Raw genomic sequence first — 13491 nt, forward strand, 5'->3', positions numbered from 1 at the left:
CTGTCTCACGTGCGCCCGCACGTGTTCGTGCCCACGAGTTGCTGGCCCTCCGCACCCGGAAAAGCATGGGGAGGTGAGCTATCTGCGCCTGCCCCATCTCCACGGTGACCTGTTGTGCTTCGTGGCCGAGGACGACCTCTGGCTGACCATGCTGGACTCACCGGGCCGCGCGTGGCGGCTCACCGTCGACCGCACCAAGGTGGGCCATCCGCGTTTCTCGCCGGACGGCCGCCGGATCGCGTACACGAGCTGGCGCAGTCTGGTGCCGGAGATCCACCTGGCCGACGTGGACGGCGGGCCGGGGCGGCAGCTGACCTACTGGGGCAGCGCCGACACCCGGGTGTGCGGGTGGACACCGCCCGGCCCGGAGGGCGACACCGACATCCTCGCGGTCGCCTCGCAGGGGCAGCCGTTCTCCTACTTCTCGTGGGCCTACAAGGTGGGCTGCGACGGCGACCCGGGCCGCAAACTGCCCTGGGGACCGGTCTCCGACCTCCAGGTCGCCGACCTCGACGGCGAACGCAGGACCCTGCTGCTCACCGGCACCCCGCCGCACGAGCCGGCCGGCTGGAAGCGGTACCGGGGCGGTGCCATGGGCCGGCTCTGGCTGCACGGGAGGCGGCTGCTCGCCGGGATCGGCGGCCATCTGGACTCCCCGATGTTCGTCGCGGGCCGGATCGCCTTCCTCTCCGACCACGAGGGCGTCGGCAACCTCTACTCGTGCGCCCACGACGGCAGCGACCTGCGCCGCCACACCGACCACGACGCCTTCTACGCCCGGCACGCGGCCAGTGACGGCACGCGGGTGGTGTACCAGTGCGCGGGCGACCTGTGGATCGTCGACGACCTCGGCCCGGACTCGGTGCCGCGCCGGCTGGACGTGCGGCTGTCCGGACCGCGCGCCGGGCGCCGCCCCTACCAGGTGCCGGCCGCCCAGCACGTCGACGGCGTCTCGGTGGACGAGACGGGACGGGCCAGCGCCGTCGTCGTACGCGGCAGCCTGTACTGGCTGACCCACCGCGACGGCCCGGCCCGCACCATCGCCGACACTCCCGGGGTACGGGTGCGCCTTCCGGAGATGCTCGGCTCGACCGGCCAGATCGCCTACGTCACGGACGCCGACGGCGAGGACGCGATCGAGATCGCCCACCTGCCCCGGGCGAGCGGCTGCCGCCCGCCCCGCCGACTGGCCTCCGGGCGGCTGGGGCGCGTCCTGGAGCTGGTGTCCGACCCGCTGGGCGAGCGGCTGGCGGTGGCGGCCCACGACGGGCGGCTGCTGTTGATCGACACGACGGAGGACGTCGAGATCGCCGAGGCCGCCGAGATGGCCGAGGCCGCCGAGGCCGCCGAGGCCGCCGAGAACATCGAAGCCGACGAAGCAGCCGAAGCCGACGAAGCCACCGAGAACACCGAGACCGTCGAGTCGCCCGGCGGCCCCACGGACACCGCCGGCCGCGCGGACGCCGCCGGTTCCGCGGACGCGGCCGACTCCGCCGAGGTCAAGGACTCCGTCGAGGTCGGCGAGGTCGTGGACTCCGTCGAGTCCGGCGACGGCGGGGGCTCCGGCGGTGTGGTCACCGAGTTGATCCAGTCGGGCAACGGCCCGGTCCGTGACCTCGCCTTCTCCCCGGACGGATCATGGCTGACCTGGTCCCATCCGGGTATCGGCCGCTCACTGCGGCAGATCAAGCTGGCCCGCATCAGCGACCGGCTCGTCATCGACGTCACCGACGGCCGCTTCGAGGACGAGAACCCGGTCTTCACCCGCGACGGCCGCTATCTCGCCTTCCTGTCCTGGCGCGGCTTCGACCCGGTGTACGACGTGCACACCGGTGACCTGTCCTTCCCGCTCGGCTGCCGCCCGTACCTGGTCCCGCTCTCCTCCGCGACCCCCTCCCCCTTCGCCCTCAGCCCCGACGGGCGCCCCGCGGCGGGCGGCCTGGACCCCCTCGAGGACGAGGAGAGCGGCGAGGGCGGCACGGTCATGGTCGAGGTGGCGGGACTGGCCAGCCGGGTCACCCCGTTCCCGGTCACCGCCTCCAAGTACTCGGCACTGTGCCCGGTCGCGGGTGGCGGTCTGGTCTGGCTGCGCTGGCCGATCTCGGGCGCGCTGGGCGAGACGTTCGTCAACCCCGCCGACACCAGCGGCCGGCCCACCCTCGAGTACTTCAGCATCAGCAAGGCGAAGAAGTCCGAACTCGTGGACCACCTGGACTGGTTCACGGTCAGCGGCGACGGCAGCCGCCTGGTGGTGGTCGACGAGGGCGATCTGCGGGCGGTGCCGTCGACCGAGTCCGGCGACGCCGACTCCACCGTCTGGATCGACCTGCGCCGCATCCTGCACACGGTCGACCCGCCCGCCGAGTGGCGGCAGTCGTACGCCGAGGCCGGCCGCCTCATCCGCGACTACTTCTGGGACCCGGGGATGTGCGGCATCGACTGGGACGGGGTGCTCGACCAGTACCGCCCGCTGCTCGAACGGGTCGCCTCCCCCGACGAGTTCGCCGACCTCCTGCGCGAGGTGCTCGGCGAACTCGGCACCTCGCACGCCTACGTCACCCCCGCCCGCCGCAACGAGGGCCCACCGCACTACCAGCGCTTCCAGGGCCTGCTCGGCACCGACTTCGTCCGCCGGGAGGGCGGTTGGGCGGTCAAGCGGATCCTGCCCGGCGACTCCTCCGACTCCAAGGCACGCTCCCCGCTCGCGGGCACGGGGATCCGGGAGGGCGCGGTCCTGACCCACGTGGACGGCAGGCCGGTGGATCCGGTGACCGGCCCGTATCCGCTGCTCGCCGGGGCCGGCGGTACGACGGTGGAGCTGACCTTCGTGCCGGGCGACGGCGCGCCCGGGCCCGCCCGCCGGATCGCCGTCCTCCCGCTGGTCAACGAGCGGCCACTGCGCTACCAGGACTGGGTGGCCAAACGCCGGGCCGTGGTACGGGAGCTGAGCGGCGGCAGATGCGGCTACCTGCACATCCCGGACCTGGGCGGCTCGGGCTGGGCCCAGTTCAACCGCGACCTGCGCAGGGAGGTCTCGCTCCCCGCGCTCATCGTCGACGTGCGCGGCAACGCGGGCGGCCACATCAGCGAACTCGTCGTCGAGAAGCTCACCCGGACCATCCTGGGCTGGGACCTGACCAGGGACGCGCAGCCGGTGTCGTACGCCTCCAACGCGCCGCGCGGTCCGATCGTCGCGCTCACCGACGAGGCCACCTCCTCCGACGGCGACATGATCACGGCCGCGATCAAGCTGCTGCGGCTCGGCCCGGTCGTCGGGCAGCGCACCTGGGGCGGGGTCGTCGGCATGACCGGCCGGCACCGCCTGGGCGACGGCACGGTGATCACGGTGCCGATGAACGCGGCCTGGTTCGAGGAGTACGGCTGGTCCGTCGAGAACCACGGCGTCGCCCCCGACGTGGAGGTGCTCCGCACCCCGCTGGACTGGGCGGAGGGCCGCCACGTGGAGATGGACGACGCGATCCAACTCGCCCTGGACCTCCTGACCGACCACCCGCCGGCCCAGCCACCCGACTACAGCGCAGTACCGAACCGCTCCCGCCCAAAGCTCCCCCCCAGGAGTTCTTGAGACCCGGGAGCGTCCCGACGCAAAGGGGCGCGGGGAACTGCGCGACAAGCCCCCACCGCCCCGCACCGGTCCCCTGGCCGCCACCACCCCAAAACCGAGCGCAGGGCGCCCTCCGCAGAGAAGGGCGCCCCACGCCTACCGGTCGAGCCCAGTGCAACGACTAGGCGTCGTAGTCCTGGTCGAACCGGTCCTGCATCTCCTGCTCGGTGTCGTCGATGTTCTGACGACCGCGCTCGGACATCTGCCGGCCACGCTCCTGCGTCGCCTGCTGACCCCGCTGCGCCGTCTGCTGACCGCGCTGCGCCGTCTGCTGGCCACGCTGCTGGGCCTGCTGGCCACGCTGCTGGGCCTGCTGGCCCCGCTGCTGAGCCTGCTCCTGGCCTTCGTGCATCTTCTGCTTGGCCTGACCCTGCATCTTGCCGGCCTTGTCCTTCATACCCATGTGGGTTCACTCCCGTGGAGGGTGAGGGGATCGGCCCTCAGTGGGGCCTCGACCAGATTCACACGGGCTGACTACGCACGCATTTCGATCAATGACGGTGCGTAGCGCGGGCCTCCTCGTCAGCCGCCCCACCTGCGCCGACGAGCCCGGTGCGCATGCCCTGCAGGCGGGGCGCGAACCGCTTCATCTCGCGCTGCCCGACCGTTCCGATCAGCGCCGGCAGGTACCCGCGCACGCCCTGCATCCCGCGCAGCCACCACTGCCCGTACACGTGGGCCGAGCGCCGCTCGATCCCGGCCACGATCCGGTCCACCGCCGGGCCCAGCGGGTACGTCTTGTTCGACGGCCACGGCAGCCGCTGCCGCAACTCCCGCATCACCTCGTCCTGGTCGGCGCCGCGCACCATGTCGGTGTCCGTCCAGGACAGGTACGCGACCCCCACGCGCACCCCCTGGTGACCGACCTCGGCGCGCAGGCAGTGCGCGTACGCCTCCACACCCGACTTGGACGCGCAGTACGCCGTCATCATGGGCGCCGGCGTGATCGCGGCCAGTGACGCGATCTGCAGCAGGTAGCCCCGGCTCTCGGTGAGCACCGGCAGGAACGCGCGCGCCGTCACCGCCGAGCCGATCAGGTTGACCTCGATCACCCGCCGCCAGGCCGCGGGATCCGACTCGGCGAACGGACCGCCGTTCGCCACCCCGGCGTTGGCCACCACGATGTCGACCTTCCCGAACCGCTCCTTGACCTCGTCCGCCACCCGGCTCATCGCCTCGTGGTCGGTGACGTCGGCGTACCAGTACGCGCTGTCGGTGTGCAGCCGCCCCGAGACCTCCTTGAGCGCCTCCTCCTCCAGCCCGACCAGCGCGACCTTCGCCCCGCGCGCGGAGAGCTTGCGGGCGAGCAACTCGCCGACCCCGCGCGCCGCTCCGGTGACGACGGCGACCTGTCCTTCGAGACCGATCCTGCTCATGAGCCCTCCTTGATCCGCTCGGACGCCTCGGCGCCTGCTCCGCCGGGGGTGTCCGTCACATAGGTGGCGACCAGTTCCCGGATCTTTCCGTTGACCAGTTCCGGCGCCTCGACCGGAGTCATGTGCCCCAGGCCGGGCAGCTCGGTGAGACCGAGGGAGTGCGGCAGCGCCGCCACCAGCGCCCGCGCGTGCGCGGGCGGCGTGAGCCGGTCGGACGTGCCGCTGATGACCGCGGTGGGCACCCGCAACTCCTTCACGCCGTCCTGGAGATCGAGGTCCGCGAGGACCAGCGCCCAGGCGTGCCGGGCGGCGGGCGGGCAGGCGTGCACGATCCGCGCGCAGGCCTCGACCGCCTCCGGGACCGAACCGGCGCCCATGGTGGCGTACTTGAGGATGCTCCGGGCGACGGGCGTGACCGGCCCGAGCGGGGCTCGCGAGGCGAGGACGTGCGTGGTGAGCCAGGTGCGTACGGCTCCGGCCCGCATCGGCACGACACGCGCCTCCGCGACCAGCCGTGAACTGCCGGTGCTGCACAGCAGGACCGCGGCGGCGTGCTCCCGCAGGCGCGGGCGTGCCGAGGCCGCCATGACGGTCATGCCGCCCATGGAGTGCCCGACGACCACGGCCTGTTCCCCGGGTGCGAGGGTGTGCGCGAGGACCGCTTCGAGGTCGTCCGCCAGCGCCCGGGTGCTGCACGTGGGGCTCGCGGGACTGCGCCCGTGCCCTCGCTGGTCGTAGGCGATGACCCGGTGGTCGGCGGCCAGTTCCCTGGTCTGCGCCGCCCAGAAGGCGGTCGAGCAGGTCCAGCCGTGGGCGAGGACGACGGCGGGCGCGTCCTCGGGGCCGTGCACCTCCGCGTGCAGGCGCGCGCCGTCCGCGGAGACGACGGTGAGTTCCCGCGCGGGCGCGGGCGGGGCGTACGGCCCGGCGGTCACGTGCGCGAGGCGGCTCACGCGACCGCCTCCGCACCGGACTCGGCGCCGTGCGCACGGTCCGCTCCGTCGGCTCCGTCGGCAAGGGCCGGACGGACCACCTCGTACTCCGCGAGGTCCACCCGCTGGGTCGCGCGCCGGAACTCGGTCGTGGTGCCGGGCCAGATGGTGGTGTTGCGGCCGTTGGCGTCCAGGTACCAGCTGGTGCAGCCGCCGGTGTTCCACACGGTGCGCTTCATGCGTTCCTGGACCTTGTGGTTCCAGGCGGCCACGGCGGCGGGGCGCGCGTCGAGGGCCGCACGCCCGCCAAGGACGCGGAGTTGGCGGAGGTAGTCGGCCATGTAGTTCAGCTGGGACTCGATCATGAGGATCATGGAGGAGTTCCCGAGGCCGGTGTTGGGCCCGATGATCGTCATCCAGTTGGGGAAGCCGGCCGCGGCGGCGCCGCGCAGCGCCTCCATGCCGTCCTTCCAGGTCTCCGCGAGGGTCCGTCCGTCCGCGCCCACGACGCGTTCGGCGATGGGCATGTCGGTGACGTGGAAGCCGGTGCCGAAGACGATCGCGTCGGCCTCGGCGGTGCTGCCGTCGGCGGCCACCAGCGTCGAGCCGCGGATCTCGCTCAGCCCGCTCGCCACCACGTCCACGTTGGGCTGCGCCAGCGCCGGGTAGTAGGTGCTGGACAGCAGGATCCGCTTGCAGCCGATGCGGTAGTCGGGGGTGAGCCTGGCGCGCAGCGCGGGGTCCTTGATCGCGCGCCCCATGTTCCGCTTGGCGAGGCTCTCGATCAGGCCGAGTTCGTCGGGGCGCTTGGTGAACGCCTGGACCTGGAGTTCCCGGATGCCCCACAGGAACCCGCGGCGGGCCTGCGTGGTGAAGGGCAGCGCCCGGTGCAGCCGGCGTTCCCCGGCGCTGATGGCGCGGTCCACCCGCGGCATCACCCACGGGGGTGTGCGCTGGAAGAGCGTGAGCCTGCCGACCTCGGGCTGGATGGCGGGCACGATCTGGATGGCGGAGGCGCCGGTGCCGACCATGGCGACCCGCTTGCCGCGCAGGTCGTAGTCGTGGTCCCAGCGGGCCGAGTGGAAGACCTTGCCGGGGAAGGTGTCCAGGCCGGGGATCTCGGGGATCTTCGGGTCGGACAGCGGTCCGGTGGCGGAGACGACGACGTCGGCGGAGAGCGAACCGGAGGCCGTCTCGATGTCCCAGCGCAGCTTCTCCGGGTCCCAGGTCATGCGCTTGACCTCGGAGTCGAAGCGCAGGTGGGGCCGGAGGCCGAAGACGTCGGCGACGTGCTCCAGGTAGGCGCGGATGTGCTCCTGCCCGGAGAAGGTGCGCGGCCAGTCGGGGTTGGGCGCGAAGGAGAACGAGTACAGGTGGGACGGCACGTCGCAGGCGCACCCCGGGTAGCTGTTGTCGCGCCAGGTGCCGCCGACGCTGCCGGCCCGTTCCAGGACGACGAAGTCGGTGATCCCCTCCCGGCGCAACCGCACGGCCGCGCCCAGCCCGCCGAACCCGGACCCGATCACCGCCACCCGTACCTGCTCGTGCTGGGCCATCCGTAGCCTCCACGCATCGACCATGATTACGCCAGTGAACACTGGCATGGTTGGACTGTAGAACAGCTCCGTACCGATGGGTAGGGGGCGCGCAGACGAAAGTTACCGGCGGTACAACATAGGCTTCGCACGTGGCAGACGACGGTGGACAGGGCGGCAGGGCACGCGAGTACCGCATGGAGGAACTGGCCGGCCTGGCCGGCATCACCGTACGCACGCTGCGCTTCTACCGCGAGCGCAAGCTGATCCCGCCACCGCGCCGCGAGGGCCGCATCGCCTGGTACGACGACCATCACCTGGCCCGGCTGCGCACGATCTCGGCGCTCCTGGAGCGCGGCCACACCCTGAACGGCATCGCGGAGCTCGCCGAGGCCCTCGACCAGGGACGTGACGTCGCCGACGTCCTGGGCGTCCAGCCGACGGAGGAGGAACCGGTCCGGCTCACCCCCGAGGAACTCGCCGCCCGCTTCGAGGGCCAGGTCACCACGGAGAACCTGGCCACCGCGATGGACCTCGGCTACCTCGGCACCGACGGCGACGACATCGTCCACATCAGCCGGCGCCTGCTGGACGCCTCGGAGGCCCTGGTGCGCGAGGGTTTCCCGCTCGCGGAGGTCCTGGCGGCCGGCCGGAGCGTGCGCGAACACGCCGACGCCCTCGCCGAACTCTTCGCCGCGCTCGTCCTGCGCCACGGCCCCCAGGAGGACATGGAACGCCTGCGGCCGCTGGCCCGGAGCGTGGTGGAGGCGGAGGTCTCCCTGGCCCTGGACCGGCGCATGAGCAAGCGGGACCAGGACGTTCCCTAATCCCACCAGAACGACCAGGAGTCGCGCCCCGCGAGATCCGCCGCGTAGTCGGGGAACGGCGTCGGCGGGTCGTCGACGATGTTGTCCGCGCTCGACAGCACGTGCTCCAGCGCCAGCAGGTTCGCGTGCTCGGCCGTCACGGGAGGCCGCGCGACCGAGACGCGCCCGGGAGGCAGGCCGTCGGGCAGTGCGAATGACATGGCCGCACCGTAGAGGGCGGCACTGACAACGCCGTCGGCCGCCGCCGCGTCACTGCCCGAAGGTCACCGTCACCGGAGCGTGATCCGACCAGCGCTCCCCGTGGCTGGCCGCGCGCTCCACGACCGCCTTGACGGCACGGGCGGCAAGACCCGGGGTCGCCATCGCGTAGTCGATGCGCCATCCCGAGTCGTTGTCGAAGGCCCGCCCCCGGTACGACCACCAGGTGTACGGCCCCTCGGTCTCCGGGTGCTGCGCGCGGACGACGTCGACGTACCCGCCGTCGGCCGGGTCCAGGACGCGGCCCAGCCAGTCCCGCTCCTCCGGCAGGAAGCCGGAGTTCTTGGTGTTGCCGCGCCAGTTCTTCAGGTCGGCCTGCCGGTGGGCGATGTTCCAGTCGCCGCAGACGAGGACCTCGCGCCCGTCGGCGGCGGCCCGCTCGCGCAGGTCCTTCAGGTGGACGAGGAACCGGTCCATGAACCGGTACTTCTCGTCCTGCCGCTCGGTGCCGACCTCTCCGGACGGGAGGTAGAGGGAGGCGACGGTGACGCCGGGCAGGTCGGCCTCGACGTAGCGCCCGCTCGCGTCGAACTCGTCCGACCCGAATCCGACGCGCACGCTGTCCGGCTCGCGCCGCGTGTACAGGGAGACACCCGCACGCCCCTTGGCGGACGCCGGCGCGTGCACGACATGCCAGCCCTCGGGCACCCGCACCCCTTCCGGGAGCTGCTGCGGCTCCGCGCGCACCTCCTGGAGGCACAGCACGTCAGCGGAGGTCTCGGCGAGCCACTCCACGAAGCCCTTCTTCGCGGCGGCCCGCAGCCCGTTCACATTCACCGAGGTCACAGTCAGCACCCGGGCACGATACCGGCACACTGGACGGAGTCCGATGTCCACCGCGCTTTCGCCTGCACGAATATACGATGCCTCACATGAATATACGTCCCGTTGCCTTCGATCACCCCGACGCCGTCAAGCTCAACGACGAGGTCCAGGCCGAGTACCACGTGCGCTACGGCGACGGGGGCGACGCCACGGTCCTCGACGCGGCCGACTTCACGCCGCCGAACGGCGTCTACCTGATCGCGTACGACGAGTCCGACCGCCCCGTGGCCACCGGCGGCTGGCGCAGCCAGGACGCGAACGGCGAGGGCAACGAGGACGGCGACGCGGAACTCAAGCGCATGTTCGTCGTCGAGGGAATGCGCGGCCGGGGCCTGGCCCGCCGGATGCTGGCCGCCCTGGAGGACGACGCCCGCGCGGCGGGCCGGCTGCGCATGGTCCTGGAGACCGGCACCAAGCAGCCGGAGGCCATCGCCCTTTACACCTCCAGCGGCTACGAGCCGTGTGTGAAGTTCGGCTACTACCGCCACTACGAGTCGAGCCGCTGCTACGCGAAGCCCCTGCGGACAGAGCTGTAATCGGCGTCACATCCGGCCACCGGCCCCCGTCCGCGGACAACTCGCCTTCGGCGCCCGCCGGGTCGGGGCCGGGCCACCCCGGAAACGACGGAGATCCCGGCGATCGGAATGATCGCCGGGATCTCATCGTGCAGTGGACCTGTGGGGATTTGAACCCCAGACCCCCTCGATGCGAACGAGGTGCGCTACCAGACTGCGCCACAGGCCCTTGCAACGAGTGAAACTCTAGCATCCCCGTCGGGGTGCTTGGAAATCCGTTCCCTGACTGGTCAGGGACGGGGTCCCGGGCGGCGCCTCGCGCCGTGCCCGGGTCACTCGTTGGCCGCGCGGCGGCGCTCGCCCTCCTCGTACTGGTCGAAGAGCGGCGTGCGGCCGCGCTCCCGTGCCCGGCGCGCGGAGGCCGCGCGGCGGGCGTCGGTCCGGTCGTCGCCGGGCCTGTCGTCGTCGGCGGTCTCCGCCGTCTCCGTCTCGTCCTCCGGCGCGGCCGGCGCGGCCTCCTGCTCCGGCGCGACGGCGCTGGACCGTGCCGAACTCCAGGCGTCCGGCGCCCCGAGGTCGACGTCGGAGGTGGCGCGGGGCGCGACCGGCGCGGTCACGTACGTCGGCAGGGGCACCGGCACCGGGTCCCAGCTGTCGCCCTGCCCGGGCCGCCGCTGCCGCTCCCGCTGCTGGTCGACCCATTCGGCGTGGTCGGTCTGTTCGACGAGGGCACGCCGGTCGGCGGCGAGCGCGGACAGGCCGGGGTCGGTCTCGACGCCTGGTCCCTCGTCCGGTTCGTCGGCCACCGCGCCCGGGTCGAGGGGTGCGCGCCGGCGCGGCTGGCGCTCCCGCAGCCGCTGGGCGGCGACCTCGGCCTGACGCCGGTCCATCTGGTAGGCGAAGCGCCGCCGTTCCTGTACCCGCAGGTAGGCGATGTAGCCGCTGAGCATGACGGCCGGGACGCCCGGCGCCCACAGGAAGGCCAGTCCGCCGACGGCGGCGACGATCGCGCCCATCGTGAACGCGATGAAGAGCATCACGGTGGTGCGCCGACGGCGCGCGAGCGCCTTCGTGCGCCGGGCACGCGCCGCGGCTGCCTGCGCCGAGGCCGCGCGCTGCGCGTCCGGAACCCGCTTGCGTGCGGAGGCGGACGCCGGAGCGGGCGTGGCGCCCGCCTGACGGGCGGGTGCGGACGGAGACTTGGCCGCCGGCGCGACCGCGTGGTCGCGTGCCGGTTCCTGGCGCCCGGGTGCCTCCGGCTCCGCCTCGGCCCGGACCTGACGGCGGGTCGGAGGCATGGCGAAGGCCCGGACGTCCACCGAGTCGGTGACGGCGTCCGGTTCACCGGCGTCCTGCTCCCCCTCGGGGGCGGAGCGCGCCCGCAGGTCCTTGGCGTATCGGCGCTCCATCCCCGCCCGTCCGGACAGCAGCCGGATGGCGGTGCTGAAGCGTTCCGTCGGACGGGCCTCGTTCAGCTCGTCCTGCCTACGGAGCCACATCGGCACCAAGTAGGCGGCCCAGGCCCCGACAATGACTGCGTAGATGAGGCCGCTGCTGCTCACGCCTCACACGGTAGAGGGGTTTGCGTGGGGCCATCTGCCAATTGCGCCGGTGTGTCGCACGATCTGGCTGATATTTCGAACTTTTTTTGTGACCGATGCGATCAGCGGGCCACCGGAGCCGCGAATTCAATGCCCCGAGACGGTCATCAGTCGATCAATTTCGAACACGTATTCCATTTCAGGGCTGCCCGGGATTGCCTGGAGTGTTCTGCGGATTCCAGGGCATGTTCGGGGTACCCGGCGTGCCCGGTGTCGTCGGCGCACCGCTCTGGGAGCGTTCCCGCCGCCAGCGGCCGAGCAACCCCTCGGGCACCTCTTCCGCCGTGAGGGCGAAGACGAGGTGGTCGCGCCATGCCCCGTCGATGTGCAGATAACGCGGCCGCAGGCCCTCCTCCCGGAATCCGAGTTTCTCCACCACCCGGCGGCTGGGCCGGTTCTCGGGGCGAATGCAGACTTCGATGCGGTGCAGACCGACCGTGCGGAAACAGTGGTCCACCACGAGCGCGACGGCCGTCGGCATCACCCCGCGGCCGGCCACCGACCGGTCCACCCAGTAGCCGACGTGCCCGGAGCACATCGACCCCCAGGTGATCCCGGCGACCGTCAACTGCCCGACGAGTCGGCCCTGGTACTCGATGACGAAGGGCAGCATGCGGCCCGCCTTCGCCTCCGAGCGCAGGTGCCGGACCATCTGCCGGTAGGTCGGCCGGTGCGCTATCGGGCCGCTCGGCGTCGGCGGCGGGATGGTCGCCTCCCAGGGGCGCAGCCAGTCGCGGTTGCGGCGGTTGACCTCGCGCCAGGCCCGCTGGTCGCGCACCCTTATGGGCCGGAGGACGATGTCGCCGTCCACCAGCACGACGGGCCAGGATGGGCTGTTCAGCTCGCACCCCCGGTGCCGGGTCCGGGGTGGTCGCCGCCCCGGATCTGGTCGACGGCGTGTGCCAGCAGCGGCTCCAGGACGGCCAGGCCGTCCCGTACCCCGCCGGTGGACCCCGGAAGGTTGACGATCAGCGTCCGGCCCGCCACCCCGGCCAGACCGCGGGAGAGCGCGGCGGTGGGCACCTTCTCGCGCCCGAACGCGCGGACGGCCTCCGCGATGCCCGGTACCTCGTGGTCGATGACCGCGCGGGTCGCCTCGGGCGTGCGGTCGGTGGGCGAGACGCCGGTGCCACCGGTGGTGACGACGACGTCGTACCCGGCCTCGACGGCCGCGCGCAGGGCGGCGGTCACGGGATCCCCGTCGGGCACCACCCGCGGCCCGTCCACGGCGAACCCGAGGCCCCGCAGGCCGGCCGCGACCAGCGGTCCGCCCCGGTCCTCGTAGACACCGGCCGCGGCCCGGTTGGAGGCGGTCACCACCAGCGCGCGGTACGGCGCGCGCGGCTCACCGGCGGCGGACGGACCCGCGGTCACGTCCGGCTCCAGTCGCCCGACTTGCCGCCCGACTTCTCCTCCACGCGTACGTCCGTGATGACCGCTCCCTTGTCGACCGCCTTGACCATGTCGATCACGGTGAGCGCGGCGACGGAGACCGCCGTGAGGGCCTCCATCTCGACGCCCGTGCGATCCGTCGTCCGCACGGTGGCCCGGATCTCGACGGCGTCGTCCGCGACCGACAGATCCAGTTTCACACCCGAGACCGACAACGGGTGGCACAGCGGGATCAGGTCCGGGGTGCGTTTGGCGCCCATGATGCCCGCGATGCGCGCGGTGGCGAGGGCGTCGCCCTTGGGGACGCCCTCGCCACGCAGCAGCTCGATCACACGGGGCGAGACGAGGACCCGTCCGCTGGCGCTCGCGGTGCGCGCGGTCACGTCCTTGCCCGACACGTCGACCATGCGGGCGGCGCCCGCCTCGTCGATGTGCGTCAGGCGGTCTGGCGCAGGGCGTCCGGGGGTCTCCCCCCGGGAATGCTCAGTCATGCTGTGTGGCGCTCCCGGTCCGGGCCCGTCGCGGTGCGGCGCTCGGGCCTGTTGTGCGCGACACGGTACCGCCAAGCCGGTGCGGACGACCGGGCAGGACCGTCCGGCGGACGG

The 13491-nt window shown here is 72.6% G+C and carries 13 protein-coding genes and 1 tRNA gene; 3 read left to right on the forward strand and 11 right to left on the reverse strand.

Annotated features, from left to right (window positions below):
• Positions 1-73: 73 nt before the first annotated feature.
• Positions 74-3586 carry a S41 family peptidase gene (locus tag ACFY3I_RS31195; RefSeq protein WP_390864431.1) on the forward strand — a complete coding sequence of 1171 codons (3513 nt, stop codon included), beginning with the start codon at positions 74-76 and terminating at the stop codon, positions 3584-3586.
• A 160-nt stretch (positions 3587-3746) separates the two neighbouring features.
• Here the strand turns inward: ACFY3I_RS31195 and ACFY3I_RS31200 are convergent, their stop codons facing one another.
• The 4 genes from ACFY3I_RS31200 to ACFY3I_RS31215 all read right to left on the reverse strand — a co-directional run bounded on the left by ACFY3I_RS31200 (position 3747) and on the right by ACFY3I_RS31215 (position 7489).
• Positions 3747-4028 carry a hypothetical protein gene (locus tag ACFY3I_RS31200; RefSeq protein WP_390864432.1) on the reverse strand — a complete coding sequence of 94 codons (282 nt, stop codon included), beginning with the start codon at positions 4026-4028 and terminating at the stop codon, positions 3747-3749.
• Between the two features lie 88 nt (positions 4029-4116).
• Complete coding sequence (locus ACFY3I_RS31205) at positions 4117-5001, reverse strand: SDR family oxidoreductase (protein WP_390864433.1); 885 nt, start codon at positions 4999-5001, stop codon at positions 4117-4119.
• Positions 4998-5954, reverse strand: coding sequence for an alpha/beta fold hydrolase (locus ACFY3I_RS31210; RefSeq protein ID WP_390864434.1), 957 nt, complete (start codon positions 5952-5954; stop codon positions 4998-5000). The genes ACFY3I_RS31205 and ACFY3I_RS31210 overlap by 4 nt, the downstream gene beginning before the upstream one ends.
• A complete protein-coding gene (locus tag ACFY3I_RS31215; protein WP_390864435.1) occupies positions 5951-7489 on the reverse strand; it encodes a flavin-containing monooxygenase in 1539 nt (512 codons plus the stop codon). The genes ACFY3I_RS31210 and ACFY3I_RS31215 overlap by 4 nt, the downstream gene beginning before the upstream one ends.
• Before the next feature lie 176 nt (positions 7490-7665).
• Here ACFY3I_RS31215 and ACFY3I_RS31220 point away from each other — a divergent pair, with 176 nt between their 5' ends.
• Positions 7666-8295, forward strand: coding sequence for a MerR family transcriptional regulator (locus ACFY3I_RS31220; RefSeq protein WP_390864669.1), 630 nt, complete (start codon positions 7666-7668; stop codon positions 8293-8295).
• Here ACFY3I_RS31220 and ACFY3I_RS31225 read toward each other — a convergent pair.
• Both ACFY3I_RS31225 and ACFY3I_RS31230 read right to left on the reverse strand, forming a co-directional pair.
• Positions 8292-8495, reverse strand: coding sequence for a DUF4253 domain-containing protein (locus ACFY3I_RS31225; protein ID WP_390864436.1), 204 nt, complete (start codon positions 8493-8495; stop codon positions 8292-8294). The genes ACFY3I_RS31220 and ACFY3I_RS31225 overlap by 4 nt on opposite strands.
• 49 nt (positions 8496-8544) lie before the next feature.
• Complete coding sequence (locus ACFY3I_RS31230) at positions 8545-9369, reverse strand: exodeoxyribonuclease III (RefSeq protein WP_390864437.1); 825 nt, start codon at positions 9367-9369, stop codon at positions 8545-8547.
• Between the two features lie 56 nt (positions 9370-9425).
• Between ACFY3I_RS31230 and ACFY3I_RS31235 the strand changes: the two genes are divergently transcribed.
• Entirely contained in the window at positions 9426-9914 is a 489-nt protein-coding gene (locus ACFY3I_RS31235; protein ID WP_390864438.1) for a GNAT family N-acetyltransferase, read from the forward strand.
• Between the two features lie 134 nt (positions 9915-10048).
• On the opposite strand, the gene ACFY3I_RS31240 is transcribed toward ACFY3I_RS31235, so the two are convergent.
• The 5 genes from ACFY3I_RS31240 to moaC all read right to left on the reverse strand — a co-directional run bounded on the left by ACFY3I_RS31240 (position 10049) and on the right by moaC (position 13377).
• A tRNA-Ala gene (locus ACFY3I_RS31240) sits at positions 10049-10122 on the reverse strand.
• 103 nt (positions 10123-10225) lie between these two features.
• Positions 10226-11455, reverse strand: a complete 1230-nt coding sequence (gene glpR, locus ACFY3I_RS31245; RefSeq protein WP_390864439.1) for a gephyrin-like molybdotransferase receptor GlpR — start codon at positions 11453-11455, stop codon at positions 10226-10228.
• A gap of 178 nt (positions 11456-11633) precedes the next feature.
• Positions 11634-12311 (reverse strand): GNAT family N-acetyltransferase, encoded by a 678-nt coding sequence (locus ACFY3I_RS31250; RefSeq protein ID WP_390864440.1) that lies wholly within the window; start codon positions 12309-12311, stop codon positions 11634-11636.
• A 20-nt stretch (positions 12312-12331) separates the two neighbouring features.
• Positions 12332-12868: a molybdenum cofactor biosynthesis protein B gene (locus tag ACFY3I_RS31255; protein ID WP_390864441.1), complete on the reverse strand. Its 537-nt coding sequence runs from the start codon at positions 12866-12868 to the stop codon at positions 12332-12334.
• On the reverse strand, positions 12865-13377 hold the full coding sequence (gene moaC, locus ACFY3I_RS31260; protein WP_390864442.1) for a cyclic pyranopterin monophosphate synthase MoaC: 513 nt from the start codon (positions 13375-13377) through the stop codon (positions 12865-12867). Before moaC ends, ACFY3I_RS31255 begins: the two co-directional genes overlap by 4 nt.
• Between the last annotated feature and the right edge of the window lie 114 nt (positions 13378-13491).

Origin of the sequence: Streptomyces sp. NPDC001068 (assembly GCF_042897315.1) — a bacterium.
Lineage (GTDB): Bacteria > Actinomycetota > Actinomycetes > Streptomycetales > Streptomycetaceae > Streptomyces.

Coding starts and splice junctions, on each gene's coding strand:
- ACFY3I_RS31235 (WP_390864438.1), top strand. CDS start 9,426: ATGAATATACGTCCCGTTGCCTTCGATCACCCCGACGCCGTCAAGCTC.
- ACFY3I_RS31200 (WP_390864432.1), bottom strand. CDS start 4,028: ATGGGTATGAAGGACAAGGCCGGCAAGATGCAGGGTCAGGCCAAGCAG.
- ACFY3I_RS31225 (WP_390864436.1), bottom strand. CDS start 8,495: ATGTCATTCGCACTGCCCGACGGCCTGCCTCCCGGGCGCGTCTCGGTC.
- ACFY3I_RS31215 (WP_390864435.1), bottom strand. CDS start 7,489: ATGGCCCAGCACGAGCAGGTACGGGTGGCGGTGATCGGGTCCGGGTTC.
- ACFY3I_RS31205 (WP_390864433.1), bottom strand. CDS start 5,001: ATGAGCAGGATCGGTCTCGAAGGACAGGTCGCCGTCGTCACCGGAGCG.
- ACFY3I_RS31220 (WP_390864669.1), top strand. CDS start 7,666: ATGGAGGAACTGGCCGGCCTGGCCGGCATCACCGTACGCACGCTGCGC.
- moaC (WP_390864442.1), bottom strand. CDS start 13,377: ATGACTGAGCATTCCCGGGGGGAGACCCCCGGACGCCCTGCGCCAGAC.